The organism is Thermanaerothrix solaris, assembly GCF_032334255.1.
In the GTDB taxonomy this organism is placed as follows: domain Bacteria; phylum Chloroflexota; class Anaerolineae; order Anaerolineales; family Anaerolineaceae; genus Thermanaerothrix; species Thermanaerothrix solaris.
In genome coordinates this window covers 1,594,390-1,619,660 of record NZ_JAUHMF010000001.1, presented here as the reverse complement: position 1 = coordinate 1,619,660, position 25,271 = coordinate 1,594,390, and the positions used below count along the sequence as shown (strand labels likewise).

Annotated in this window: 20 protein-coding genes, 1 other RNA gene and 1 riboswitch; of the genes, 11 read left to right on the top strand and 10 right to left on the bottom strand. The window is 61.5% G+C overall.

All coding sequences use genetic code 11. The features are described from left to right. Positions 1–18 precede the first annotated feature (18 nt). Both dnaK and QYE77_RS07440 read right to left on the bottom strand, forming a co-directional pair. The gene (gene dnaK / locus QYE77_RS07445) at positions 19–1,896 is read right to left on the bottom strand and encodes a molecular chaperone DnaK (protein WP_315624746.1); all 1,878 of its coding nucleotides are present in this window, start codon (positions 1,894–1,896) and stop codon (positions 19–21) included. 173 nt (positions 1,897–2,069) lie between these two features. Further along, complete coding sequence (locus tag QYE77_RS07440; RefSeq protein WP_315624745.1) at positions 2,070–3,452, bottom strand: S8 family peptidase; 1,383 nt, start codon at positions 3,450–3,452, stop codon at positions 2,070–2,072. A gap of 70 nt (positions 3,453–3,522) precedes the next feature. Then, positions 3,523–3,603: riboswitch (cyclic di-GMP riboswitch) on the bottom strand. A gap of 181 nt (positions 3,604–3,784) precedes the next feature. Here QYE77_RS07440 and QYE77_RS07435 point away from each other — a divergent pair. The 3 genes from QYE77_RS07435 (at position 3,785) to QYE77_RS07425 (ending at position 10,296) form a co-directional block, all read left to right on the top strand. Continuing rightward, entirely contained in the window at positions 3,785–5,914 is a 2,130-nt protein-coding gene (locus QYE77_RS07435; RefSeq protein ID WP_315624744.1) for a WD40 repeat domain-containing protein, read from the top strand. A gap of 286 nt (positions 5,915–6,200) precedes the next feature. Continuing rightward, positions 6,201–9,368, top strand: a complete 3,168-nt coding sequence (locus QYE77_RS07430) for a DEAD/DEAH box helicase (protein ID WP_315624743.1) — start codon at positions 6,201–6,203, stop codon at positions 9,366–9,368. Beyond that, entirely contained in the window at positions 9,352–10,296 is a 945-nt protein-coding gene (locus QYE77_RS07425) for an SWIM zinc finger family protein (RefSeq protein ID WP_315624742.1), read from the top strand. The genes QYE77_RS07430 and QYE77_RS07425 overlap by 17 nt, the downstream gene beginning before the upstream one ends. On the opposite strand, the gene QYE77_RS07420 is transcribed toward QYE77_RS07425, so the two are convergent. Then, entirely contained in the window at positions 10,270–10,542 is a 273-nt protein-coding gene (locus QYE77_RS07420) for a hypothetical protein (protein ID WP_315624741.1), read from the bottom strand. The two genes, QYE77_RS07425 and QYE77_RS07420, sit on opposite strands and share 27 nt — an antisense overlap. A gap of 74 nt (positions 10,543–10,616) precedes the next feature. Between QYE77_RS07420 and QYE77_RS07415 the strand changes: the two genes are divergently transcribed. Genes QYE77_RS07415 through rsmA form a run of 3 tightly spaced genes read left to right on the top strand, consistent with a single transcriptional unit; the run spans position 10,617 to position 14,503 of the window. Further along, positions 10,617–12,221 carry a hypothetical protein gene (locus QYE77_RS07415; RefSeq protein WP_315624740.1) on the top strand — a complete coding sequence of 535 codons (1,605 nt, stop codon included), beginning with the start codon at positions 10,617–10,619 and terminating at the stop codon, positions 12,219–12,221. 39 nt (positions 12,222–12,260) lie between these two features. Beyond that, entirely contained in the window at positions 12,261–13,664 is a 1,404-nt protein-coding gene (locus tag QYE77_RS07410; protein ID WP_315624739.1) for a ubiquitin-like domain-containing protein, read from the top strand. Further along, a complete protein-coding gene (rsmA, locus tag QYE77_RS07405) occupies positions 13,649–14,503 on the top strand; it encodes a 16S rRNA (adenine(1518)-N(6)/adenine(1519)-N(6))-dimethyltransferase RsmA (RefSeq protein ID WP_315624738.1) in 855 nt (284 codons plus the stop codon). The genes QYE77_RS07410 and rsmA overlap by 16 nt, the downstream gene beginning before the upstream one ends. Here rsmA and QYE77_RS07400 read toward each other — a convergent pair. The 4 genes from QYE77_RS07400 to QYE77_RS07385 are packed head-to-tail and all read right to left on the bottom strand — an operon-like array spanning position 14,500 to position 17,110. Beyond that, entirely contained in the window at positions 14,500–15,255 is a 756-nt protein-coding gene (locus QYE77_RS07400; protein WP_315624737.1) for a polyprenol monophosphomannose synthase, read from the bottom strand. The genes rsmA and QYE77_RS07400 overlap by 4 nt on opposite strands. Next, positions 15,252–16,118 carry a response regulator transcription factor gene (locus QYE77_RS07395; protein WP_315624736.1) on the bottom strand — a complete coding sequence of 289 codons (867 nt, stop codon included), beginning with the start codon at positions 16,116–16,118 and terminating at the stop codon, positions 15,252–15,254. Before QYE77_RS07395 ends, QYE77_RS07400 begins: the two co-directional genes overlap by 4 nt. Before the next feature lie 2 nt (positions 16,119–16,120). Continuing rightward, positions 16,121–16,753, bottom strand: a complete 633-nt coding sequence (locus QYE77_RS07390; protein ID WP_315624735.1) for a 4-vinyl reductase — start codon at positions 16,751–16,753, stop codon at positions 16,121–16,123. 9 nt (positions 16,754–16,762) lie between these two features. Next, positions 16,763–17,110, bottom strand: a complete 348-nt coding sequence (locus QYE77_RS07385) for a roadblock/LC7 domain-containing protein (RefSeq protein ID WP_054521866.1) — start codon at positions 17,108–17,110, stop codon at positions 16,763–16,765. 306 nt (positions 17,111–17,416) lie between these two features. Here QYE77_RS07385 and QYE77_RS07380 point away from each other — a divergent pair, with 306 nt between their 5' ends. Beyond that, complete coding sequence (locus tag QYE77_RS07380) at positions 17,417–18,709, top strand: GMC family oxidoreductase (protein ID WP_315624734.1); 1,293 nt, start codon at positions 17,417–17,419, stop codon at positions 18,707–18,709. A 124-nt stretch (positions 18,710–18,833) separates the two neighbouring features. Here QYE77_RS07380 and QYE77_RS07375 read toward each other — a convergent pair whose 3' ends face one another. Continuing rightward, positions 18,834–19,508, bottom strand: coding sequence for a hypothetical protein (locus QYE77_RS07375; protein WP_315624733.1), 675 nt, complete (start codon positions 19,506–19,508; stop codon positions 18,834–18,836). 199 nt (positions 19,509–19,707) lie between these two features. On the opposite strand from QYE77_RS07375, the gene QYE77_RS07370 reads away from it, so the two are divergent. The 3 genes from QYE77_RS07370 to QYE77_RS07360 are packed head-to-tail and all read left to right on the top strand — an operon-like array spanning position 19,708 to position 22,848. Beyond that, entirely contained in the window at positions 19,708–21,393 is a 1,686-nt protein-coding gene (locus QYE77_RS07370; RefSeq protein ID WP_315624732.1) for a sensor histidine kinase, read from the top strand. Further along, positions 21,383–22,087, top strand: coding sequence for a ubiquinone/menaquinone biosynthesis methyltransferase (locus tag QYE77_RS07365; protein ID WP_315624731.1), 705 nt, complete (start codon positions 21,383–21,385; stop codon positions 22,085–22,087). Before QYE77_RS07370 ends, QYE77_RS07365 begins: the two co-directional genes overlap by 11 nt. Next, positions 22,084–22,848 carry a class I SAM-dependent methyltransferase gene (locus QYE77_RS07360; protein WP_315624730.1) on the top strand — a complete coding sequence of 255 codons (765 nt, stop codon included), beginning with the start codon at positions 22,084–22,086 and terminating at the stop codon, positions 22,846–22,848. Before QYE77_RS07365 ends, QYE77_RS07360 begins: the two co-directional genes overlap by 4 nt. Here the strand turns inward: QYE77_RS07360 and QYE77_RS07355 are convergent. Both QYE77_RS07355 and ffs read right to left on the bottom strand, forming a co-directional pair. Next, positions 22,845–23,729, bottom strand: a complete 885-nt coding sequence (locus QYE77_RS07355) for a methyltransferase domain-containing protein (RefSeq protein ID WP_315624729.1) — start codon at positions 23,727–23,729, stop codon at positions 22,845–22,847. The two genes, QYE77_RS07360 and QYE77_RS07355, sit on opposite strands and share 4 nt — an antisense overlap. 25 nt (positions 23,730–23,754) lie before the next feature. Continuing rightward, positions 23,755–23,854, bottom strand: an RNA gene (gene ffs / locus QYE77_RS07350) — signal recognition particle sRNA small type. A gap of 111 nt (positions 23,855–23,965) precedes the next feature. On the opposite strand from ffs, the gene QYE77_RS07345 reads away from it, so the two are divergent. Next, positions 23,966–25,261: a C39 family peptidase gene (locus QYE77_RS07345; RefSeq protein WP_315624728.1), complete on the top strand. Its 1,296-nt coding sequence runs from the start codon at positions 23,966–23,968 to the stop codon at positions 25,259–25,261. Positions 25,262–25,271 lie beyond the last annotated feature (10 nt).

The window sequence follows — 25,271 nt, the reverse complement described above, 5'->3', positions numbered from 1 at the left end:
TGGGGAAAAGCGGGAGGCTTAGGCCTCGCGGAATTCGCCTTCGACCACGTCCCCTTCTGTGGTGGACTGGCGCGCCTGGCCATCACCGCTGGGCGCGGCCTGCGGCGTAACCTGGAGCAGGCGCCCGTAGATCTGGTTGACCTGCTCGGTCAGGTTGCGGATGCGCTGGATGTCGTCGCCGTTCATGGCCTGGCGCAGGTCGTTGACTTTGTCCTCGGCCTCGCGGCGCAGGTCGGCAGGCAAGCTATCACCGCGCTCGCGCAGGGTCTTCTCGACCTGGTAGATGGCGTTATCGGCGATGTTGCGCGCCTCGGCCAGTTCGCGGCGGCGGCGATCCTCGGCTTCGTGCTTGCGTGCCTCTTCGATCAGGCGGTTGATCTCATCCTTCGAGAGGTTGGTGGTGGCCGTGATGGTCACCTTCTGCTCGCGCCCGGTGGCTTTATCCCGCGCCGAGACGTTGAGGATGCCGTTGGCGTCAATATCGAAGGTTACTTCAATTTGCGGCACACCGCGCGGTGCGGGCGGGATGCCATCCAGGCGGAAGCGGCCCAGGCTGATGTTATCCGCCGCCATCGGTCGCTCACCCTGCAGGACGTGGATGTCCACCGCGGTTTGGTTATCCTCGGCGGTGGAGAATATCTGCGAGCGGCGCACCGGGATGGTAGTGTTGCGCTCGATGATCACGGTCATCACACCGCCCAGCGTCTCCACACCCAGCGAGAGCGGGGTCACATCCAGCAGCAAGATGTCCTTGACCTGGCCGGAGAGCACGCCGGCCTGAATGGCGGCACCGATAGCCACGACCTCATCGGGGTTGACGCTCTTGTTAGGCTCCTTGCCGGTTAGACGGCGCACCAGGTCTTGCACCATGGGCATGCGGGTGGCGCCACCGACCAGGATCACCTCATCCAACTGGTCCGGGCGCAGGTTGGCATCGCGCAGCGCGTTTTCGAACGGCGGGATGCAGCGCTCGAGCAGGTCCTTGGTCATCTGCTCAAAGCGGGCGCGGGTCAGGCGCAGTTGCAGGTGCTTGGGCCCGCTGGCATCGGCGGTGATGAAGGGCAGGTTGATCTCGGTCTCCATCATGCTGGAGAGTTCGATCTTCGCCTTCTCCGCCGCTTCGCGCAGGCGTTGCAGTGCCTGGCGGTCCTCACGCAGGTCAATCCCGTGCTCCTTCTTGAATTCCTCGACCGCCCAGTTGACGATGCGCTGATCCCAGTCATCGCCGCCCAGGTGGGTGTCGCCACTGGTGGACTTGACCTCAAAGACGCCCTCGCCAACTTCCAGAATGGAGACATCGAACGTGCCACCACCCAGGTCCCAGACCAGGATTTTCTCGTTCTTCTTCTTATCCAAACCGTAGGCCAGTGCCGCCGCCGTCGGCTCGTTGATGATGCGCAGGACTTCCAACCCGGCGATCTTGCCGGCATCCTTGGTGGCCTGGCGCTGGCTGTCGTTGAAGTAAGCCGGCACGGTGATCACTGCCTGTGTCACCGGCTCGCCCAGGTACGCCTCGGCATCGGCCTTGAGTTTGGCCAGGATCATCGCCGAGATCTCCTGCGGAGTGTATTCACGCCCGGTCACCGGGATGCGCACGCGGGCGTCGCCGGCCGGACCGCGCACTACCTGATAAGGCACCATCTTGCGCTCCTGCTCCACTTCTTCAAAGCGGCGGCCCATGAAGCGCTTGATCGAATAAACCGTGTTTTCAGGGTTGATGATGGCCTGGCGCTTGGCCGGAATGCCGACTAAGCGCTCGCCCGTCTTGGTGAACGCCACCACCGAAGGGCACAAGCGCGACCCTTCAGCCGTGGTGATCACCACCGGCTCGCCTCCCTCCATCACAGCGACCACACTGTTGGTGGTGCCTAAGTCAATACCAATAACCTTTCCCATCGGTTATCTCTCCTTTCGTTCCAAGATGAATTTGGGCATAAGTGCTTCGTCCTATACCATACCCCAAGAATGCAAGAATTTTATTAACAAAACGTTGGCATTTTATCAATTAACAGCGCTGACCCGCCGGGGGTCGGCCCGGCGGGTCAGCCTATCCCAGGGATAGATCAGGGTTACGGCGTCGCCGCCAGCGCGGCATCGGCGGTCGCCAAGCCGGCGCCGGTGGCATCCGCATCCCAGCATACATTTTCAGTCGTCCCGTAGGGAGTGTAAATGTTGCGGCAGTCTGCGGGGAGTGGGATGGCCGAACTAGTGAGGATGCTCTCGGCTTGCGCGGCGGTGAGCGCGGGGTTCTTCTGCGCCATCAGCGCCACGATACCGGCCACGTGCGGGCTGGCCATGCTGGTGCCGCCGAGGAAGTAGTACGAGATCTTGCCGCTCTGGAGTTGATACGGGCCAACCACCCACGAGCCGGGCGCCGCCACGTCCAGGTCCTGGCCATCCTTTTGGCGGCTGGAGAAGTCGGTAATGTAAAAGTCAGCGGTGTTTATAGGATCGGTTACATCGCTAGCATACCACCAGGTACGTCCGCCAACCCATTCGCCCACCCAGCCAGAGGCAGCGACCGAGATCACCGGTGCATACGCGCCGGGGTAGCCCATGCCGGCTTCCCCGCTGTTGCCGGCCGAAGCGACCAGGATCACGCCCTTGGAGATGGCGTAATCAATCGCCGCTTTCTCCACTGTATCCAGTTCCGGGCCACCCAGCGACATATTGATCACCACCGGGTAATTCGCGAGTGGGCCGGCTTTGAGATCAGCCACGTAGGTGATGCCGCGCGCCACCACCGAGGACCAGCCAGAGCCGTTCTGGTTGAGTACTTTGACCGGGATGATCTTGGCTTTGGGCGCGACCCCGTTGACCGGCGTACCGCGCAGGCTGTAGCCGATGATGGTTGAGGTCACATGGGTGCCGTGCGAGTTCTGGTCGTGCTCCCATTTATTGGGCTGGGTGGAGACGAAGCCCATCTCCCCGCCGCCCCCGCCGAAGGAAATGGCGTACTCCGTGGCGATGCGCTCCTCCGGGAAGTACTGCCGCCACGAATCGAGCAGACCGGTATCCAGCACCGCCACATAGACCCCCGAGCCGTCAAAGTCCACCTGGCGGTTGTTGAAGCCGACATCGGTCACGTTGATTGCATCCAGGTCCCAGGTGCTCAGGCCGTTGGCAAAATCCTCGACCGCCACCGTATCCACGGGGGCGCCCTGGCGCTCGGCATCCGGGTTGGCCGCTGCAACGTAGGGCAAACTGCGGATGAGCGGCAGCTGGCTGGCGCGTGCCTGCAATGTAACCGCTTTAATCTCGGTGATCACATCGCGCACCTTGCCGTACTGGCCCAGGTCGTTGAGCACACTTGGCGTGACCTCTGTCTTGAGCAGGACGTTGATCCCGATCATAGGATCGCCCTTGGGGGCAGGCGGGGCGGCGCCGAGGGTGGCTAAACTGCTCAACGCCAGCGCCAGGACCAACAGGACCGACCACAACGTACGTTTCATCGCGACACCTCCTTATCGAGTAAAACTACAGGGATTAAAAAGGCAAAAACTGCCGCTGGAAACACGTTCCTTCGGCAGTCTGGCGGCCTGCCACAGCGGGCAGGCCCATGACTTTGCGCCCCACCTCGCGATGGGTTTGCCCTTTCGGGGAGCATTTATGTTATTCTTATTATGATGAAATCAGGATAGTCTTGCAAGCCTCCAGGGTTCATCTTTTCACCGTGCTTACCATATTGCCAATGATTCGACTCATCCTAAAATTCCCAAGAGTTCACCGATGGTTTTGGAGCGGGGGTTTAATTGCATTTATACTTGCCGCCTGCACTGCACCGATGCCCCTTTCTTCCCCTTCACCCCAACCGCCCACCCCCACCCTTTCCATGGCGCCGATTACCGCGCCTCCCACCCCCGCCTTACCCCCGCCCGCGGCCCTTAGGGTGGATCAGCCCTTCGCCCTGGGCCGCGGTGGCTTGCTGGCCGCTGCCTTTCTCCCCGAAGGCCAGGGCGTGGTGCTGGGCTGGGCGCACGGCCTTTCCTGGCACACCCTCCACCCCACCGACCGCGGTCTGGAACTGCGCGAACGGGGCTATCGCGACCTCGCGGCCCCCTTACGGGCACTGGCCCTCCATCCCCGTGGGATCGCGGCCGCCGCGGCGCTGGAAGACGGCCGGGTGGCTGTCCTCACCCTGGCGGATGGCGCCATGCAAACCTACCCCGTCACCGCCCCGGGCGCCTTCACTTGCGGCCTGGCCTGGTCACCCCGGGGTGATACGCTGGCGGTGCAGTGCATCCGCCCGGGACAAGGCGACCCCATCTTCCTCCTCGACCTCACCAGCGGCTCGGTTGTCTCGGTCCCGGACTCAACGATCTCCTCCTCGACCACCCCCTGGCCGCAGTGGACGCCCGACGGGCAAGCGGTGCTCCTGGCTGCGCTGGGCGAACCATGCCCGCGCTTCCTGGATCGCGTCAGCGGTGAACCGCGCCTGACCTTACAAGCGGCGGGGGAGTGCCTCTCCCCCTACGCCCTGGCCTGGACACCCGGCGGGCGGGCGCTGGCGGTGGGTACCGCCGAGGGCGTAACCTTGCTCGACGGGCGGAGCGCGGCCGTCCTGGGGCAGTTCGAGGGCGCTGCGGCGGTTTTTGCGCCGCCGCCCTACCTCTTGCCCACCCAGCGCCTGGTCTATTCGACCCGCGGCACGCGCCTGGCCGCTCTGGGCGCGACCGGGATGGGAGATATCCCCACCCAGGTGTGGGAGGTGAGCACGCGCCGCCACCTGGCAGATCTCTCCCACGAGGGGGCGCCACCTCTGGCTCTTACTTTTGACCCCGCCGATGAGGGTGCGCTGCTCCTCTTCTACGCCGATGGCCGCCTGACGCGTTGGCCATATGCCCAACGCGAGGCCGCCGAGCAGGTGCTCTACCGCGTTGCGGTAAACTGGCCGCAGTTACCCCTGACGACCTCCGCGGATGGGCGCTGGGTCGCCGCCGATCTGACCACCGGCGGGGCGGCGCTGTGGGCGGTGGCTGCGGGTGACCAGCCCACCCTGCGTTTCGAGGCCCCCCTCCAGCACCCGGTGCTCAGCCCGGATGCCGAATGGGTGCTGCTGGCCTATCCACCCCACGATTCCAATCTGCTCTACCGCCGGAGCGATGGCTACCTGACGCTGACCCTGCCCGGCGCCCGGCGCGCTCCCCAGGGTGCCGCTTTCTCCCCGGATGGCCGCCGTCTCGCCTACGGCGATGGAGCGCGCCTGCGCGTGGTACGCCTGCCAGAAGGGGTGGAAGAGGCCGTGCTGGAAGGCTTCCCCTCCCACCAGGTGATCACCCGCGTGCTGTGGAGCGCAGACGGGCGCGCCCTGGCCGCCGCCAGCGGGGTACCCGGGCGTGAGGAGGCCGGTACCCTGTACGTGTGGCAGAAGGGCCTGGAGGGTACCTGGTGGTTAAAGGGCGAGAGCCAATCCGTGCGCACCACCAACCCCGCGCCGGCGCTGGCAGCATTCAGCCCGCAGGGGCACTGGGTGGCACTCGAGGTCATGCCCACCTATGAAGCCAGTGCCATAAGGGTGCGGGTGGTGGATCTCATCCAGGGTGCCGTGGTTCTGGACCTGCCCGAACAGGCTCTGATCGGCTGGGTGGATGCACACACCTTGCTCACTCACGCCGCGCAGAACGATACGCGCCTTTACCTCTGGGATGTGCCCGGCGGCAGGCATGCCCCCGCTGCGGTGACGGCGCGCGGGGATGAGGCCTACCTGCCTCTACGGGGAGTCTTGGCCCGCCCCAACCTTGAACGTCCGCAGGTCGGGCGGCGGATCGAAATCCTGGCTTTGAATGGCAAACGCCTGGCCGACCTGGCAGTGGGCGATGACGTGGTAGGGTTAGTATGGACGGGGAACGGCTCCCACCTGCTGGCCCTGACGGTGAGCGGCGCGCTCTGGGCCTGGCCGCTGGGGTGGGAATAAGGTCCTTAGGGCCCCGTTTGGGCGTCTTGTACACCACCTTCCCCCTTGACAAGCCGAGAGTGAGTTATAATTACACCTAACTGGAATGAAATTTCCTGCGCAGAGTTTATTTTGCGCTTGTGCATGATTGAACTTATTGATCCTCATCCTTGTTTCGCGCACAGTGCCCGGGTTTTGGTCGCCCCAAGCCCGGGAAGAAAAATAAGCCTCTAAGGTTTCAGGTTCACCATTGGTTCAAGTGGGTTATTCCCCTTCAGATTTCAATTAAGGATGGCCAAATACCCTTATGTGGGTTCTGCATACGCATTGGCGCCCGCCTAAACGCCAGGCCGACTCGGGCGAGGTGCTCTTTTGGGCTGAGGACCTCGCCGCACTGACCGCTTTGCCCGCACCGGATGACCATGCCGTGGTGAAGACGCCCTCGCATCCGTTTTGCGTGCCGCCCGAGGCTCTGCGCCAGCGCCTGGGCGAAGGCACCCCTTTGTCCGAAGCCCAGCCGGCAACCGCTGTCTTGCACCTGCCTTCGGATGATCTGCGCCCCTGGCCTTCACCCACGCTCCACCCGCTTTATGAGATGGATCAGGCCAGTACGCCCCGGCTGCGCCAATGGCAGGTAACAGGCCTTACCCTGCCACTGGCGAAGGCGTTTACCATTCTAACGACCCTCCCTGCCGAGGGCGTGGCGGGTGTCTTCCGCCTCGGCGCCGATACGCGCTACTGGCAGGTGGTGTGCAACCTGGTGCTGGAGATCCTGGCTCAGCAGAAATACCTGCCCACCTTACAGCCACCGGACGGCCCGCGTGGGCACTACCTGGCGCGCTGGCTGCCGGTATTGGACGGCCCCAACGATGCCCAGCGTTTGGATCGCCTGGAGCAAGCCATGCCACCGCTGTGCCGGGCTGAGCGCCGCCCTCATCCGCGCGGCCGGCCGTTTTTCCCCTCGCCGCGGGCTCTGTTGGATGACTTCATCCGTTATGCCACCGATGCCCTGGTGCGCACCTGGGGGCGCAGCCAGATGCCCCTTATCCCCCCGGACTCCGATCAGGTGCAGGATCGCTGGCTGGAAGCGCTCTTCCGTCCTGATCCAATGGTGCGGGCGTCGCTGGCTCAGGTGCGCGCCCTCCACAGCACCCTGCAGGCCTGGCTGCGCAACCTGCACGTCGCCGGCGATGAGCACTTCCGCGTGGCGTTTTTGCTCGAAGCCCCGCCTGCATCCGACCAGCCCAGCGCCGAAGGCACCTGGGAATTGCACTACCTGCTCCAATCTCGCAGTGACCCCAGTCTGCTCATCTCGGCCGAGGATATCTGGTTCAAGTCCCCGCGCGAACTGGCCCAACTGAGCGACCGCCTGATCGCCCCCCAGGAGCGCCTACTGGCGGGGTTGGGTTATGCCGCGCGCTTCTTCCCGCCCATTCTTACCAGCCTGGCCGCCCGCCATCCCACCGGCATCAGCCTGGATACGCCAGCGGCCTATCGCTTCCTGCGCGAGGTGGTGCCGATTCTGGAACAGGCCGGGTTTGGCATCCTGACCCCGCCGTGGTGGAACCAGCGCGGGGCACGCCTGGGGGTGCGCGTGCGCCTCAAGCCGGCCACAGCCCAGCCGCCCTCAACGGGAACCGGATTGCTCGACTTGCGCTCGCTGGTGCAGTTTGAGTGGGAAATCGCGCTTGGGGATACCACCCTCACCCGCGAGGCGTTTGAGGCACTGGTGGCGCTCAAGTCCCCGCTGGTTCAGGTACGCGGCCAGTGGGTGCTGTTGGATAGCGCACAGGTCGAGGCCGCGATCCGCTTTTGGGAAAAACAACGCCAGAGCGCGCCGGTCACCCTGCTCGAAGCCACCCGCCTGGCGCTGGGCACCGCTCAGGTGCACGATTTGCCGGTGGATGACGTGCAGGCAGAGGGCTGGCTGGCCGAGTGGCTGGAACGGCTTAAAGAACCCCAGCGCCTGAGCGAACTACCCCCACCACGCTCCTTGCGCGGCGAATTGCGCCCCTATCAGCGTGTGGGCTTCTCCTGGTTGGCCTTCCTCCGCCGCTACGGGTTGGGGGCGTGTTTGGCTGATGACATGGGGTTGGGCAAGACCATCCAGACCCTGGCACTGCTTCTGCACGAGAAAGAGCAGTGCGGGCAGTTGCCGGCCCCGGTGCTGTTGGTGTGCCCCACGTCGGTAGTCACCAACTGGCAGCGCGAGGCGGAGCGCTTTGCCCCCTCCCTGCGCCTGCTGATCCATCAAGGGCCGAACCGCCTGCGCGATGAGGCCTTTCATCAGGCAGCCCAAACGGTGGACATGGTGGTCACCAGTTACGCCCTGCTGCGCCAGGATCAGGCCCTGTTCGAATCGTTAGAATGGTTTGGCGTGATTCTGGACGAGGCGCAAAATATCAAGAATCCCTCGGCGCGCCAAAGCCAGGCCGCGCGCCGCCTTAAAGCCCAATTCCGGGTGGCGCTAACCGGCACACCGGTTGAGAACCGTTTGGATGACCTCTGGTCTATCATGCATTTCCTCAACCCGGGTTACCTGGGGTCGTTGGAAACCTTCCGCCGTGAGTTCGTCCTGCCGGTGCAGCGCTTTGGTAGTACCGAGGCCACCCAGCGTCTACGCCGCATGGTGGCGCCGTTCATCCTGCGCCGAGTCAAGACCGATCCCCGCGTTATCCAGGACCTGCCTGAGAAGATCGAGATTAAGCAGTACTGCACCCTCAGCGAGGAGCAAGCTACCCTCTACCAAGCGGTGGTGGACCAGACCCTGGCACGGATCGAGGAAAGTGAGGGCATGCAACGACGCGGCCTGATCCTGAGCATGATCACCCAATTGAAGCAGGTCTGCAATCACCCTGCCCAGTTCCTGCACCAGCCGCTGGATCCCCATCGAGATGGTGCCATGTTGAACGGGCGCAGTGGCAAACTGAACCGCCTGATTGAGATGCTGGATGAGGTGATCGCCGCTGGCGACCGTGCGCTGGTCTTCACCCAATTTGCCGAGATGGGTGAACTGCTGGCCCAGGCAATCCCTCTCCACCTGAACGTTCCGGTCTACTTCCTGCACGGTGGCACACCGCCGCGCCAGCGCGAGCAGATGGTACGCCGGTTTCAAGAGGATGACCACAGCCCACCGGTATTCATCCTCTCACTCAAAGCGGGTGGGTTGGGGTTGAACCTCACCCGTGCCACCTATGTCTTCCACTTTGATCGCTGGTGGAACCCGGCGGTGGAAAACCAAGCCACCGACCGTGCCTTCCGCATTGGACAGACGCGCAACGTCCAGGTGCATAAACTGATCACCCAGGGTACGCTGGAAGAACGGATTGATGACCTGATCGAATCCAAGGTGGGCCTGGCCCAATCCATCATCGGCGAGGATGAGTCCTGGTTGACCGAATTGAGCAACGAGCAGTTGCGTGATCTGGTGATGTTACGCCCGCAGGGGAAAGCCACGTATGAGCCAATATCATGACGCTAAGGATCGTGAGTTTACCGCGTGGGGGCCGCGGCAGCCGCGCAAAGCCAGGGGCGGCATCAAAGCCATCAGTGCGCGCGGTGAGTTCGGTAAAAACTGGTGGTCACGGCGCTGGATTCAAGCCCTGGAGCAGATCACCGACCTGCGCCGCCTGCAGCGCGGCCGAATCTACGCCCGCGCCGGCCAGGTTTTGAAGATCGAAGAGCGCGAGGGCGGCATAGAAGCCCTGGTGCAGGGCTCCCGTCCCCGTCCCTATAAAGTCACCATTCGCCTGACCCCACTGACGCCGCGCCAGTGGGAGAAGGTACTGGATGTGTTAGCCGATCAAGCCGTCTTTGCGGCGCAACTGTTGGCCGGCGAGATGCCGCCAAACATCGAAGAAGCCTTCGCCGCGGCGGGGGTGAACCTCTTCCCGATCGCCCGCGGTGACCTCTTCACCTCGTGTTCTTGCCCGGACTCGGCGAACCCTTGCAAGCATATCGCCGCCACCCATTACATCCTGGGCGAACGCTTCGATGAAGATCCCTTCCTGCTTTTCCGCATGCGGGGGCGCAGCCAGGACCAGATCCTGGAAGAGTTGCGCCAACGGCGCGGGGTAACGCTGGCGAAGACGGTGCGGCGTGCGACGCAGCCTACACCCCTTAAGCGGGAGCATCCCCAACCTCTGGATGCCGATTGGGAGACATTTTGGAACCTGCGTGATGACCTTGATCATCTGCCGTTCCAGATGCAAGCGCCGACCATTCCCCAACCCCTGCTGAAACGGTTGGGCGACCCGGAGATCGCCGCCGGCTTGAGCCTGAGCGCACAACTCGAAGCCACCTATGCCGCCGTCACCCAGATGGCGCTGTTCCTGGCCTACGGCGACCTGAACAGCAACGGTGGCGGAGAGACCCCCTCACCAGCGGAAAATGGGCGCCGTTAGACGCTTGAATTTATAGACGATCTGCGGGGCATTCAGCGCCGCCAGGTAGATCAGCGCCACCCCCACAACCATTAGAATGAAAATCACCAGAGCACTGCTTTTCTCTTCGGCTGGTGCAAATAAGAAACGCATAAAAGTAATGGCAAAAATGATGCCAACAATCAACACAATGGTCCAAAACACCAGAGGATGGATATAAAACGGCAGGGGTGGTACCGGAGGAAGATTAAAGGGTAAAGGGGGCATGGGCGCAACTCCTTTACATTACATTCGCAGACAAGCGCTAAATTCCATGTATTTATGATAGTAAAATTCGGGTGATGAGTCAAAAGGAAACGCCTTCGCATTTGCGAAACATCTGGGGTTGGTTGATCCCGCTGGGCGTTTTCGGCCTGCTTACTGCGGTGACCATGCTGATCGCCCTCCGGCGTAATGATGGTCATCTCATCTACGCCCAAGACGATGCTTACATTCACCTGGCGATGGCCAAAAACCTGGCCTTTCACGGCGTGTGGGGGGTGACGCGTTACGCATTCTCGGCCTCCTCATCCTCGCCGTTGTGGACGGCCATGCTGGCGCTGGGGATGCGCCTGGTCGGCAATCACGCCAGCCTCCCCTTTTGGTACAACCTGGCGCTGGGGGTGGCACTGCTGATCCTGGGCGAACGCTTCTTGTGTCGCCGCGGGTTAACCGTCCCTCAACGGGTGCTGGCGTTGTGCTTGCTGATCGTTGCCATGCCCCTTGTGCCCATGGTCTTTAGCGGCATGGAGCATATTCTACACACCGTGGTCATGCTGGCGTTCCTGCTGGCCCTGGAAACCGTCTGGGAGACCCCTCAGGCGTCAAAGACGCGGGGCTTGCTCCTGGGATTGGCGGCGCTATTGCCGCTGGTGCGCTACGAGGGATTGTTCCTGGTGGCGGTGACGGCAGGGCTGTTGATCTTTCGCCGCCGCTGGGGGCTGGGGATAGGCTTAGTGGCGCTGGCGGCATTGCCGGTAGCCGCGCTTGGCCTGTGGTACGTCCGGCAGGGCTGGTGGTTTCTGCCCAGTTCGGTGCTGGTCAAGGGATCATTGGGCAGCGGACTGGGGCCGGTCAGCCTGTTCTCGCTCATTCTAAGGCGATTTTTAACCAACCTGGCCCTGGCGCCGCAGATGGGCTTCCTGCTCTTGGGATTGCTGATCGGCCTAATAACCCAATGGAAGCGCGCCCAGCGTCTGAATGGTGAGGTGATGCTCATGCTGGTAGTGTTGGGCACCTCGCTGCTCCACCTCGCCCTGGCCGCGGTGGGCCCGATGATGCGCTATCAGGCTTACCTGGTGGCGAGCAGTCTGTTGGTCTTAGCCGGACCGCTCTTCAACCTCGACCTGCGGCGCTGGTTCTCCACGCCGGCCCTGGCGCACACTGCCCAGGCGCTGGTAGCGGCGCTGATCCTGGCGCTGGCGGTGCTGGCCGGCGGCTACATGACATTGAACACGCCGCGCGCAACCACGAACATTTATCACCAGCAAGTGCAGATGGCGCGCTTTGTGCGCCAGTTTTACAACCAGAGCACGGTGGTGCTGAACGACATCGGCGCCGTGTCTTACTTCACCGATGCCCACGTGGTGGATCTGGCCGGGCTGGCGACGCGAGAGGTTGCCCAGGCCCGTTTGAACGGCACCTTTGGGCCGCAGATCATATCCGACCTCACCCGCCGGGCTGACGCAGTGATGATTTACACCGCTTGGTTTCCGGAAGAATTGCCTGCCGCGTGGCAAATCGTGGGGGAGTGGACCATCCCCGAGAACCTGATCTGCGGCGATGATACAGTCACCTTCCTGGCGCCCCGCGCCGATACAGCGGCCACCTTGCGCACCAACTTGCGTACCTTTGCGCCGTATTTGCCGGCATTGGTGCAGCAGCGCGGGGATTACCTAAATCCCTAGATGAACCCTGCTAACCGCCTTCAAGGTACAATAGGGGGCATGAAAGCCTTCCTCAGGCATTCCTGGCAACGCGTACTGGCCCTCAGCCTGCTGTGCATGGTAGCGGGCGGGGCGTTGCTCTGGTTTGGACTGGAGCGTGACATCCCCCTGCGCGTGGATGGCACCTGGTGGGTGGTGCGCACACGCGCGCTCACCCTGGGCAAGGTGTTAGGGGCGGTGGCGTCGCCCCAGCCCGGTGATCGCTGGCTGCCGGCGCGTCCGCTGTGGGCACCCTGGTGGCAGGGCACGCTGAGCCTGGAACATGCCCGCCCGGTGACCTTGGCAATCTGGCCGGAACAGCAGGGCATGGCGTTGCGCAGCGTCGAACGTATCCCAGCCAATCTGCTTGAACAGGCAGGCGTGCGTCTCTTCCCCGGCGACCGCATTTACCGGGACGGACAGATGGTGGACCCCTATCTGCCCTTACCACCCGCCCCGGTTTATCATTTGATGGTGCGCCGCGCCGTGCCCATCCATTGGCAGGCCGATGGCACCGCAGGGGTTTGCTACTCGGCGGCGTTCACCCTGAGCGAGGCGCTGGCCGAATGCGCGCTTGACCTGAATCCGGGGGATCAGATCAGCCCGGCGGCCGAAACGCCGCTCACCCCCGATTTGACCGTGACGGTGCAACGGGCGCGCCCCCTTCAGATCCAGGTGGATGGACAAACCCTGACTCTGCGTAGTGCCGCTGCCACGGTAGGCGATGCCCTGGCCGCCGCCGGTATCGCCCTGCAAGGGTTGGATTACAGCCAGCCGGCAGAGGATCAGCCCGTGCCGGTAGATGGTCGGATCCGCGTGGTGCGGGTGCGCGAGGAAGTGGTTTTGGAACAAGAGATACTGCCCTTCAAAAATGAATATGAGCCCGACCCTGAAACCGAGTTAGACCAGCGCCGGGTGATCGTGCCCGGCGAATACGGCGTTGAGGTCTCGCGCCTGCGCGTGCGCTATGAGGATGGTCAGGAAGTGGGACGAACGTTGGAGGCGCGCTGGGTGGCCAAAGAACCCAAGCCCCAGCGTATGGGCTACGGCACCAAAGTGGTCATCCGCACCCTGGAGACTCCGCAAGGCACGCTGGAATACTGGCGCGCGGTGACCGTGTATGCCACGTCCTACTCCCCCTGCCGCTTGGGCGTTTCGCGCTGTTCGACGGCGACCGCCAGCGGGTTGCCCCTCCAACATGGCATCATTGCCGTGACCCGGGCCTGGTATTCCTGGATGTTGGGCCAGCGCCTGTACGTGCCCGGTTATGGCATCGGCGTGGTGGCCGATGTCGGTGGGGGTATCCCCGGGCGCTACTGGATAGACCTGGGCTACAGCGATGACGACTACCAGCCCTGGCATCAGTATGTGACGATTTACTTCCTCACCCCGGTACCGAGTGCCATCCCATGGATCCTGCCGTAACCTTGCCCCCGCTCAACGTGCCGCAGTTGCTCCGCCAGCACGGCTTGCAGCCCAAAAAGTCGTTGGGGCAAAACTTCCTCTATGACCCCAACGTCTTGCAGCGCATTGTTGCCGCAGCGGAGATTCCCCCCCACGCCACCGTGTTAGAGGTGGGGGCCGGGCTGGGCACCTTGACCCGTTACCTGGCTCACGCCGCTCGGCGCGTGGTGGCGGTAGAACTGGATGGACGGCTGATCCCGCTTTTGCACGAGGTGCTGGCTGGGGCAAGCAACGTCATCCTGCTCCAGGGTGATATCCTGACCCTCGACCTGGCGCCCTGGCTGGCGAATGCCGATCCCCTGCTGGTGGTGGCCAATATCCCCTACTACATCACGTCGGCGCTCATCCGCCGCCTGTTGGAGGGCACGGTACGCCCCCAGCGCCTGGTGCTGACGGTGCAGCGCGAGGTTGCCGAACGCATCTGCGCCAAGCCGGGAGACTTGAGCCTGCTGGCGCTCAGCGTGCAGGTCTACGGTCAACCTCGCCCGGTTGGGCGTATCCCGGCCGGTGCATTTTACCCGCCGCCCAAGGTGGACTCGACCATTTTGCGCGTGGATTTATACCCCCAGCCGCGCTTGCCGGCGGAGGAACTGCCGACCTTCTTTTCCCTGGCGCAGGCAGCGTTTGCCCAGCGCCGCAAGACGCTGCGCAACGCCCTGGCGGCAGGATTGGGATGGCCGCCCGCTCGGGTCGAAATCCTGCTTCAGCAAGCGGAGATTGACCCGCGCCGCCGTGCCGAGACGCTCAATTTAGAGGAATGGGAGCGGGTGCTCCAGGCGTATCATTGCTTAGAAGGCTAACGCGTGGAGGGTTTGCTCTGAACCGATTTCCGCTGCTGTCGTATATCGGCGTACTGGCTCAGCAGTAGCCACACCCGGTAGGCGGCTTCGACCTGGATGCGCAGGTTCATCTTGGATTGCCCCCAGCGCCGGTCAGCAAAATGAATCGGGATTTCGCGGATGCGTAGCCCGTACAAGTGCGCCAGGTAAGCCATCTCCACCTGAAAGACATAACCGTTCGAGCGCACGCGTTCCAAGGGCAGGCGCTGCAACGCCTCGCGCCGCCATAAGCGAAAGCCACCGGTGGCATCCCGGAGCGGTAGGCCCAGGATGGTGCGCGCGTAAGCGTTGCCGAAACCGGAGAGCCAGCGCCGCCAGAATGGCCAGCGCTCGTCCAGTGAGCCGCCGGGCACATAGCGCGACCCAATCGCCAGGTCACAGGTCTCCAGCGCCGCCGCCAGTTCCACCACCTTTGCTGGTGGGTGCGAAAAATCGGCGTCCATCTGGCCGATGGCGTCAGCCTCCTCCATAGCCAGGCGGAAGCCCTGGATATACGCCGTGCCCAGGCCGAGTTTTCCCGCGCGGTGTAGCACGCGCACCCGCCCCGGCCAGCGCGCGTTGAGCCCTTCAGCGATCTGCCCGGTGCCATCGGGGCTGGCATCATCCACCACCAGCAGGCGCAGTTCGGGAAGGGGCAGATCAAACAGGGCTTCGGCCAGGTGGGGCAGGTTTTCAGCTTCGTTGTAGGTGGGGATGACCAGGGTGATTCTCATTTGTTATTAGTCTCCATCAGCCCCAACAAGGCCGTGCGTAAAGCGGTAACGGTGGTTGGGGTGGTTGGCGGAGCAAAAGGTCTGACCGCCACATCCAGGCGCGCGCCTTCGAAACGCCCGGCATCCAGATCATCACTGCGGTAAAAGAGCCGCAGGGCTTGTTCCAACTGCCGCGTGAGGCGCTCGCCAAAGCCACTTTTGGCTTCAGGGGCACCGATCAACACCCACACCGTGCTATCCAGATGCCCCAAGAAGGCGGTATGCTCAGGCCCGCTGGGAAGTTGCTGTCCTAACAGTAGCGCCACAGCACGCAGTGCATCATCGGCGGCGATAATGCCGTAGGCCTCACGGAAGGCATCCAGGTGACGTAATCCCACCACCCACAGCGGCGGGGCGGGCTGGCTGGCCAGCCATTGGGCCAGGGCTTCATCCACCAGCACGCCTTGGGGCAACCCGGTCACCGCGTGGGTGAGCGATTCGCGTTGGGCGCGTTGCAGGGCATTACGAACCCGCAGCCCCAGTTCGCGGATGTCGAAAGGCTTGGTGATATAGTCATCGGCTTCCAATTGAAGTCCTTGCAGTTTATCGCGCCGTTCGCGCTTCTCGGTCAGGAAGAGGATCGGGATGTGGCGGGTGCGGCGCTGCGCCCGCAAGCGCCGCGCGACTTCGAAGCCATCAATGTCCGGCAAGCGAATATCCAGGATTACCAGGTGGGGTACCTGGTCGGTGGCCGTGGTCACCCCGTCCTCACCCCAGTTGGCCGTTAACACGCGATAACCCTGCGCGGTGAAAAACGTGGCCAGCATCTCGGCCACGTCCAGGTCATCTTCGACAATCAACAGTGTAGAAGGGATCTCGCGCATGTTCAGCCGAGCGGCTCTTTGAAGATGACGAACTCACACACCGCATCGCCCATGGCAATGCACTTGGACTCATTAACCCGGAATTCCTGCCCACCTGAGACCCATTTTAGGCCCTCCTGGAGCAGGCCGACCGCCATGTAACAATCGGGGCGGTCGCTCTTGCGCCCCCAGCACACCGGACAACGGTGGATGGTGTACACAAAATGGGTGTCTTTTTCCTCTACCGTGGAGTATTGATCGCTGGTGGTGCTGAAAATCTTGGCCATTGCCGGTAGGCCGATGCGCAGTTTCGCCTGCAATGGCAGGACTTTAAAGGCTAGGTCGCCCACGCCGGCCAGGGCGCCGAAATGGCGCAGACCGTCTTGGAAGGTTGCCCGTCCGGCGCGCAAGGCCAGCCCGCGGCCGCCGCGTGGGCCGTACATCTCTTCCAATGCGCCGTTGATGGCCGAAAAGTCGGCAAAGTCAAACTGGCGTTCCAGGTTATCCGGGGGGTAATTATCAATCAGGTGCTGAAGATTAGCCAGGTTGAGGATGGCATTAACCCCGTTCTTCCCCATGACGTCTTCAAGTGCCAGCAGAGCAATGCGGGCGATCTTGTTAGGATAGTAATAACCGCTTTTCGGGATTGCTTCCATGGTCGGGACTCAGATCAACTTGGCGAGGTCTTCGGCGGCGCGGCGCATATCCAGGAAGATCAAGCCCAGTTTAGCCTGTTCGCGCGCCAGGGCGGTAAGAACGGCTTCTTCACCGACCGACATCAGCACCACATAGCCCTTCTGGCCCTTGATGTACACCTGATCCAGGGCTCCCCGCCCTAATTCATTGGCGATGCGTTCACCCAGCGAGAGCATCGCCGCCGACATAGCCGAGACGCGGTCCTCTTCCACGCCCTGGGGGAGCGCCGAGGCAATCGTCAGCCCATCCAGGCTGACCACCGCCGAGGCTTCGATATCGGGCGAGGATGCCTGCAATTCGCGTAACCGCTCCACCATGAGTTGAGTGCGAGACTTGGTCAAGGCGGCATCTCCTTTTTATGCAAAATTCACACGGATAACGGGGAAGCGAGTTTGACGCTTACTAATTTAGCACAGCCCCAGGTTAGTGTCAAGCATGCCCCCACTGGCTTTGCAGAAGTGTAAGGGAAACCTCGGCGAAACAGATAAAATGTCTAGACAAATAGTTGAAATTACCTCCATCTCGTGCTATGCTTGAGATGCATCATTTTCGACCCCAAAAAACATCCATGGTGGGAGGTAGAGGGGGGATTTATTGCCAAATGATCTGAGAGGTAAACCACTATGTCAAATTTAACATATCCATACTTGGTTGTAGGCTCGGGCGCGGGTGGCGCAACGGTAGCCTGTGAGTTGGCTAAACGGGGGCAATCGGTGATGATTATTGAGAGGGGTAAAATTGAGACCTCGATGGGTACGTTCCTAAGTGCGCTTTCGTTCTTTGATGCTAATAAGATTACCCGCATTCCAAAAAAATCTAAGCAAGGTATTATTCTTTGGCGTACTTTAATGGCTGGGGGTACCACCATGGTCGCCGCTGGTAACGGTGTGCGCTGTCTTGAGCGTGAATTAGCAAATTACGGCATAAATCTGGATAAGGAGTTTACGGAAGCCGAGCATGAAATGGGAATTGCTCCTCTCCCAGAGCATTTGTTATCGCCAGGGGGGCACCGCATCCGCGCCGCTGCTCAGGCTCTGGGGCACCACATGGAAGCCATGCCTAAATTCATAGATCCGGAAATCTGCAAGGCCTGTGGGCATTGCTCACTCGGCTGTTCCAAAAACGCAAAATGGACGGCGTTTGACTATCTGCGCGAAGCCCAACAACTTGGGGCTGAGGTGATGTTTAATACCACTGTCCAATATGTGCTCACCCACAATGGACAGGCAATCGGCGTTGCTGTGAAAAGTCCCCAGGGTGAAACCGAGATTTATGCCGAAACCATCATCTTAGCCGCGGGTGGCATTGGGACTCCTATTATCCTTCAAAAGACAGGAATTTCCTCGGCAGGTAGTAACCTGTTTGTGGATTTGCTGGTCAATACCTATGGAGTAACCGAAGACTTTGGCATGCTCAACGAGCCACAAATGGCACTAGTGGATCTGGAACACCATGCGGAACAGGGATTCTTGCTTTCGACCTATATCAACCACCCCCGCGAGGTACGCCTGATTGAACTTGGATTCGAGGGCTACACGTTGCCAGCCAACCGTCTGATCGGAATAATGACAAAGATCTCTGATGAGGCTTCAGGCCAGGTATTTGCCAATGGCACGGTTTCAAAAGCGGTCACTCCGGCGGATCAGGAGAAACTCAGGACCGGCACCCAAATGACCAGGGACATCTTAATTCGCGCCGGCGCGCGCCCCGATTCCATTCGCCATTCTTTGCCCCAAGGTGCTCATGTTGGCGGTACCGCAGCCATCGGTCGTATAGTCAATTCAGATTTGATGACCGAGATTGACAATCTTTATGTGTGCGATGCCAGTGTGTTACCCCAATCCCCCGGCCTTCCCCCTATCCTGACCATCGTCGCCTTAGCAAAACGTTTAGCCCACCACTTGATGGCTCGTTGAGCCCACCAGGATAGAACGTTGTCTTATGGGTAACTTTTAATAACCGCGAGCGGCTGCCGGGAGTACGGCAACCGCTCTTGCAGCGTCAGCGGGGGTGACGCGTGGGGGTTGGCTTGGTCTGCTTTTACCAGCCCCAACCTCGGCCACCGTGGCAGCCCCAACCAAAGCCACCCTGCGGGGCGTTCTGTTTCAACCATTCGGCTTGCTGGCTGGTCAGTTTACCTTCCTGGACGGCACGATCCAGGGTAGCGCTGCGGGCCTCATCAATCTTGGCTTGCAGTTGGTCTGTCGTCAGGCCCAATTTTTCGGCCAGTGTGGCGAAGAACGTATCTTTGAGGTACGAACCCAAAGCCCAGGTGCCCTGCTTCATTTGCTCGGCCTGTTCGGCGGTCAGTTTGCCGTTTTGCACTGCCAGGTCGAGGGCTTCATTGCGTGCTTCCTGCATCAGGGTGCGGAACTCTGCTGCCGTCAGGCCCTTTTCCTGGGCCAGTTGCGCCGGGGTGGTGCCGGACTGGATCTTGGCTTTGAGGTCATCCACGCTCATTCCCAGTTTATTGGCCAGGGCGGTCAGCATTTCATCCTGCAAGTAGCCACCCCATGTGCCAAACATACCTCGTCCGCCCATCATGCCCCAGCCATGTCGTCCCCAGCCCCAGCCGGGGGCCACCGGGGTGGTTCCATCGGCAGAAGGGGTTGTGGTCGGGGTCGGTGCTTGGGCATACACCCAGGCGACGCTTCCGAAGAGCAATCCCACCACCACTAAAGCACCTAATCCGAATAACAGAATGTTCTTACTCATACCAGTGACCTCCGTTATAAAGGGTATTGTCTTGTCTTGCAGCCGTAAGGATAGCAAAAGGGTGTGAAGAATTTATGAAGAGATGACGAAAAGGGTTTGAAGATGGCCGGTTTGCGGAAGTTGGGGCTTTGTGAATAGGGTAACAAAGTTGACGAAAACGGACAATGACCAGTAAAATAGTGAAAGCCAAAGGAATCCTATGAGCACAGCCCACCTAACTCGGGAACAATTGGAAGAACGGTTGCTGGCGCTGCACCGCGCCAGTTTGGAATTAGTACGCGACGTTTCGCTCGAATCGCTGTTGGAAAAGATTGCCCGCCTGGCTTGCGAGCAGGTTAACGCCCAGTATGCTGCCGTGGGGGTGATTGGCGCCAACGGTGAACTGGAAGCCTTTATCCCGGTGGGGATGAGCGAAGAAGAGATCCGCCGCATGGCGCACCCACCGCGTGGTTTGGGGCTGATCGGGGCGCTGATGCGCAGTGATCGGCCCATCCGCCTGCCCGACGTGACCAGCGATCCGCGCAGTGTGGGCTTTCCTCCTCATCATCCCTTTATGACGTCGTTCCTGGGCGTGCCCATCCGCCAGGGTAACCGCCAGTTGGGGCAGATTTACCTCACCAACAAGCGCGATGCGCCGGAGTTCAGCGCGGAAGATGAGCAACTGATCGAGATGCTAGCGGCTTATGCCGCCGTGGCGATCACCAACGCGCGCATCTACCGCCAACTGGTCGAACGCGACCGTATCCTCACCCGCCGCAACGAGAACCTGGCGCTGCTCAATGAACTGGCCTCAACCCTAGCGACATCGTCAGATATTGATCAGATTCTGGATAAAGCCCTCACCCAGGTCTTGGATTACCTGCAATTAGAAGTAGGTGAGGTGTATCTGCGCCAGGAAGGCGGGCGCACCTTGCAGCGTATGCTCCACCGCGGTTCAATGGTGGAGGCACTCTGGCAACGCGAAGAATTCGCGCTCGGCGAGAGCATTGTCGGGCAGGTTGCCAAGCGTGATCAGCCGGTTGTCTTCTCACCCGCCCCGCCTGATGGGCAAGGCGTGCACCCGCAGGTACTATTGCAGAATTTCCGCCAGGTAGCCTGCCTGCCCATCCGAGGTCGTCAAGGCGTGCTGGGGGTGCTGTGTGTAGCTAGCCGCCACGCCCGCCCGCTAGACGACCTCGAAATGCAGTTCCTGGCGACCATCAGTTCCTGGATTGGTCTGGCGATTGAGAATGTGCGGTTGAACCTGCAAAGCCGTCGCCTGGCCATCCTGGAAGAGCGCGAACGCATCGGCATGGATCTGCATGACGGCGTGATTCAGTCCATCTACGCTGTGGGGCTGACACTGGAACACGCCCGCCTCTTGATCCATCAAGACCCCCAGGCAGCGTTGCAGCGCATCGAGCAGGCCATCCGCGATATTGATAGCACCATTCGCGACATCCGGGCCTACATCCTCGACCTGCGCCCGCGCCAACTCCAAAACGAGACCCTGATGCAGGGCATCCGCCGCTTGGTCAAAGAATTTCATGCCAACACGTTGCTGAACGTGGATTTACAGGGCCCCGAGGACGACCTGGCCGGCCTGCCCGAACTGCAAGCGGTGGCTTTGTTCCACATCTGCCAGGAAGCGCTGGCCAATATTGCCAAGCATGCTCGGGCCCGCCATGTGGCAGTCTCGGTATGGAAGACCCCTGACCGCGTCTTGCTGGAAGTGCGTGACGATGGGCGCGGCTTCGACCCGGACAAAGTCAGCCAGTCCATTGGACATGGCCTTTCGAACATGCATACCCGTGCCCGTCAGGCTGGCGGTGAGATAGAAATCATCTCCGAGCCCGGCGCCGGCACTACCATTCTGGCCTGGGTGCCGTTAACGAATGATGAGTAACACCGATCCGGCGGAGCGCGCTGCGCGCATTCGCCGCATGTTCGGGCAGATTGCCCCTCGTTATGATCTGACCAACCGCCTGATGACCGGCAGTTTCGATGTGCGCTGGCGCCGCGAGGCTGTGCACGGTTTACACCTGCCGCGTGAGGCGCACGTGCTTGACCTTGGATGTGGCACCGGTGACCTGACGCGCGAGGTGTTGCGCCAATCGCCCACAACTCACGTGGTGGCAGCCGATTTCACCCTACCAATGCTGCAACTGGGGCAACGGCGGCGCTTTCCGCGTCCGCCGGCCTGGTGCGCGGCGGATGCCCTGGCTCTCCCTTTTTCCAATGGTACCTTCGATGCCGTGGTGTGTGCCTTCTTACTGCGCAACGTAGCCGATTTGGATCAGTCCTTGCGCGAGATGGCACGCGTGCTCAAGCCTGGTGGGCAGGTGGCGATCCTGGAAACCACCCGCCCCACGCCACATCCTCTGCGCCCACTGCGTGATGTGCTGATGTTCAAGATGATCCCCTGGCTGGGCGGGGTACTCACCGGCCAGCGCGATGCCTACGAGTATCTGGCCCATTCCAGTGCCACCTTCCTCGCCGCGCCGGAACTGGCGCAAGCGTTGGCAGCAGCGGGGTTTACGGAGGTGCGGTTTACTTATAAAATGATGGGCACCATTGCCATTCATTGGGCACACACGTGAATCATCCTTCCCCTTCGTCCTCCCCAAGGTTTGACCCCGATAAGGCTGCCCTGCGCGGTGCGCCCTCGTATGTCTGGCGCGCTGGCCAGGAACGTCGCCTGCAAATGATCCTGGCAGCGGCGCAAGGGCGCGAGCGGGGACGGGTGTTCGTGGATGGCTGTGGGGTAGGGCAATACCTGGTCCGCCTGGCCGAGACGGCAGCGCTGGCGGTGGGGCTGGATATCGAGTGGGAGCGCACCCGTGAAGCGTATGCCCGTCATCCGCGGGTGGTGTGCGGCGCGGGCGAGCACGTTCCTTTTGCCTCTGCCTCCTTTGATCTTGTCCTCAGCCACGAAGTGCTGGAACACGTGGCCGATGACCGTCAAACCCTGGCCGAGATTGCGCGGGTATTGGCGCCAGGAGGGCGGCTGGTGCTCTTCTGCCCCAACCGCGGTTATCCCTTTGAGACCCACGGTATTTACTGGCGCGGGCGTTACTATTTCGGCAACATCCCGCTGGTGAATTACCTGCCGCGGCGCTGGCGCGACCGCCTGGCGCCGCATGTGCGCGTCTATACTGCGCGCGACCTGGCGCGCCTGCTGGAAGGTCTGCCGCTCCGCGTGGTGCAGCGCACGGTGATCTTCGGCGCATACGATAACATCATCGCCCGCTTCCCGCGGCTGGGGAAGTTCTTACGGGCATTCTTGCAGGGATTGGAAAAGACGCCCTTGCGCGTTTTCGGCCTTTCTCACGTTTGGGTGCTGGAGAAGACCGCCGCCTAGCGCAGACGAAAGTCGTAAATACCGTCTTCCACCGCGTAGGTGCGTCCGCAGGCCGGGCAGGTGATAGCCGGTGGCGTATCGGGCAGCGGTTCGTGCCCACAGGCCGGGCAGCGAAAGGCAAAAGTAGGGGTTACCCCACCTTCCCCGCGCGCCCGGGCGCGCACAAAGACGCTGGGCGAGAGTTGCCACCAATCCCCCGTCCACTGCGCCAGGCCATCCAGCCAGACCAATAACCGCAACGGCACCACACGTTTGAGCACTCCAATTCGGAAATGCGAGACGGTCAACTGCCGTTCGATGGCAAAGCCGCTCAGGTTAAGCCAGGTGCGCACGGTGGCGGGGTGAAAGTCAAAATTCAACGGGGCGAATTCCACCGGCTCGGGGGTAAAGGGGCTCCATACCTGGCGGCGCAGCCAATACCGCAGGATGGCTTTGAGGTTGCACTTATTGGCAAATTCGAGGATGAAGATTCCACGCGGTTGGAGCACCCGCCGCGCCTCTTCCAGCACTCGCCGTGGCTCTACCATGTGGTGCAGGGTGCGGATCATGGTCGCCGCATCGAAGAAACTGCTGACGAAAGGTAAACGGTAGGCATCCCCAGCCACGTAGAGGTAGCGTCCGTCACGGCCCAGGCGTTCCTGCGCCTGCTCCAATTGAGTACGGGAGTAATCCAGCAGCACCACCCGCTGGTAGCCATGGTAACGCGGGGTATTGCGCCCGGCGCCGGCGCCGATTTCGAGCAGCCACTGCCCGCCCTCGCGGGGTAGCAGACGACGCAGAGCCAGCGCTTCAACCGCGTCCTCATAAGCGCGCCCGCCCTGTTCCCAGAACGAACGCTGGTAATCAGAACCTTCGTAGTTGCAGATGGGGGGTGTTTCCATGCGGATGATCAGAGCAAAAAATTGCGTCGGGCAGGCTTGCCGGCGGCGCCCAGAAGGGCCGCCTTACTGCTGCTTCCTCTCGGACCTGACAGGGTTCGGCGGTTTCTGCCGCGCCGGTCCCACCCGAACGCGCCTTAATCATACCTTCCTCTGGGCTGGCTGTCAATCGGGCGCGGTGGTTTGGCAGGGCCGGCTCCCCAAAAAGTGCACCACCCTCCCATGTTATAATCTGATATGTGTCCAAATTCTGGCGGCTGACCGGTGTGTTTCTGCTCATTGGCGGGCTGAGCCTGGGGGGGTTGTGGATGATTCCTAACGTGCGCGAACGGGTGCTCTGGCATCTGGAAGCCTGGCGGGTGCAGGTGCGCTATGCCCTCAACCCCCCGCAGGAAGCCGTGTTCGTGCCCGCATCTACCTTGCCCACCCCACCCGTACTTCTTAGCCCCACCCCGCTCTCCACAGTAACTCCAACGCGCCCCTCCGGCGAGGCGACCCTTCCCCACCCTACTGCCACCATGATGCCTACTCCCACCCCAACGCCTTTGCCGCCTGAGGTGCACATCAGTGGTGGGCGTTATTATGACCAGCATGGGCTGTGGAATTATTGTGCCCCCGCTACGCTAGCCATTGCACTTTCCTACTGGGGCTGGCAGGGCGACCGCACCGACATCGGGCGGGTGGTCAAGCCGTTCGAGAAAGACAAGAACGTCATGCCCTATGAACTGGCAGATTATGTCGAAAACTATACCAACCTGCGCGCGCTGGTGCGCGCCGGCGGGACGCTTGACCTGCTCAAAAACCTGCTGGCGGCAGGCTTCCCGGTGGTGATTGAAAAAGGGGTCTACCTGCGCGATTACAATGGCCGGTTGGGTTGGATGGGGCACTACACCGTGGTCAGCGGCTATGAAGAGGCTGCCCGGCGCTTTATCACCCAGGATGCCTACTTCTCACCCGACTACCCGGTCACCTATGACGATTTACTGTGGCAGTGGCGTTCGTTCAATTACACCTTTTTGGTCGTCTATCCGCCCGACCGTGAAGCAGACCTGATGGCTGCGTTGGGGCAATACGCTGATGTGACCGCGAGTTACCGCCGTGCCATGGAGATTGCCTCATACGAAGCCAGTGTTCTGAGTGGCCTGGAGCAATTCTTCGCTCTCTTTAATTACGGCACCAACCTGGTCAATTTACAGGATTACGCTGGCGCGGCGCGCGCCTACGACCAGGCTTTCACCCTGATGGCCAACCTACCTGAGGATAAACGCCCCTGGCGAATCATGTGGTACCAGACCGGGCCGTACTTTGCTTATTACTACACCGGGCGCTACTGGGATGTCATCCGCCTGGCTGAGACCACCATCAACGCCGCCGACCAGCCTTATATTGAAGAATCGTTCATCTGGCGGGCGCGTGCCCGCCTGGCGCTGGGTGATACCGCCGGTGCTGCCGATGACGTCCGCACCGCATTGGATTATCATCCTGGCTTTCCTCCGGCGGTGGAACTGGCCCAAGCGCTCCAATTGCAGCCTTAGAGGGGAGAGA

Excerpts from the sequence above, each read along its gene's own strand:
- dnaK (WP_315624746.1), bottom strand. The coding sequence starts at position 1,896 with ATGGGAAAGGTTATTGGTATTGACTTAGGCACCACCAACAGTGTGGTC.
- QYE77_RS07440 (WP_315624745.1), bottom strand. The coding sequence starts at position 3,452 with ATGAAACGTACGTTGTGGTCGGTCCTGTTGGTCCTGGCGCTGGCGTTG.
- QYE77_RS07435 (WP_315624744.1), top strand. The coding sequence starts at position 3,785 with ATGCCCCTTTCTTCCCCTTCACCCCAACCGCCCACCCCCACCCTTTCC.
- QYE77_RS07430 (WP_315624743.1), top strand. The coding sequence starts at position 6,201 with ATGTGGGTTCTGCATACGCATTGGCGCCCGCCTAAACGCCAGGCCGAC.
- QYE77_RS07425 (WP_315624742.1), top strand. The coding sequence starts at position 9,352 with ATGAGCCAATATCATGACGCTAAGGATCGTGAGTTTACCGCGTGGGGG.
- QYE77_RS07420 (WP_315624741.1), bottom strand. The coding sequence starts at position 10,542 with ATGCCCCCTTTACCCTTTAATCTTCCTCCGGTACCACCCCTGCCGTTT.
- QYE77_RS07415 (WP_315624740.1), top strand. The coding sequence starts at position 10,617 with ATGAGTCAAAAGGAAACGCCTTCGCATTTGCGAAACATCTGGGGTTGG.
- QYE77_RS07410 (WP_315624739.1), top strand. The coding sequence starts at position 12,261 with ATGAAAGCCTTCCTCAGGCATTCCTGGCAACGCGTACTGGCCCTCAGC.
- rsmA (WP_315624738.1), top strand. The coding sequence starts at position 13,649 with ATGGATCCTGCCGTAACCTTGCCCCCGCTCAACGTGCCGCAGTTGCTC.
- QYE77_RS07400 (WP_315624737.1), bottom strand. The coding sequence starts at position 15,255 with ATGAGAATCACCCTGGTCATCCCCACCTACAACGAAGCTGAAAACCTG.
- QYE77_RS07395 (WP_315624736.1), bottom strand. The coding sequence starts at position 16,118 with ATGCGCGAGATCCCTTCTACACTGTTGATTGTCGAAGATGACCTGGAC.
- QYE77_RS07390 (WP_315624735.1), bottom strand. The coding sequence starts at position 16,753 with ATGGAAGCAATCCCGAAAAGCGGTTATTACTATCCTAACAAGATCGCC.
- QYE77_RS07385 (WP_054521866.1), bottom strand. The coding sequence starts at position 17,110 with ATGGTGGAGCGGTTACGCGAATTGCAGGCATCCTCGCCCGATATCGAA.
- QYE77_RS07380 (WP_315624734.1), top strand. The coding sequence starts at position 17,417 with ATGTCAAATTTAACATATCCATACTTGGTTGTAGGCTCGGGCGCGGGT.
- QYE77_RS07375 (WP_315624733.1), bottom strand. The coding sequence starts at position 19,508 with ATGAGTAAGAACATTCTGTTATTCGGATTAGGTGCTTTAGTGGTGGTG.
- QYE77_RS07370 (WP_315624732.1), top strand. The coding sequence starts at position 19,708 with ATGAGCACAGCCCACCTAACTCGGGAACAATTGGAAGAACGGTTGCTG.
- QYE77_RS07365 (WP_315624731.1), top strand. The coding sequence starts at position 21,383 with ATGATGAGTAACACCGATCCGGCGGAGCGCGCTGCGCGCATTCGCCGC.
- QYE77_RS07355 (WP_315624729.1), bottom strand. The coding sequence starts at position 23,729 with ATGGAAACACCCCCCATCTGCAACTACGAAGGTTCTGATTACCAGCGT.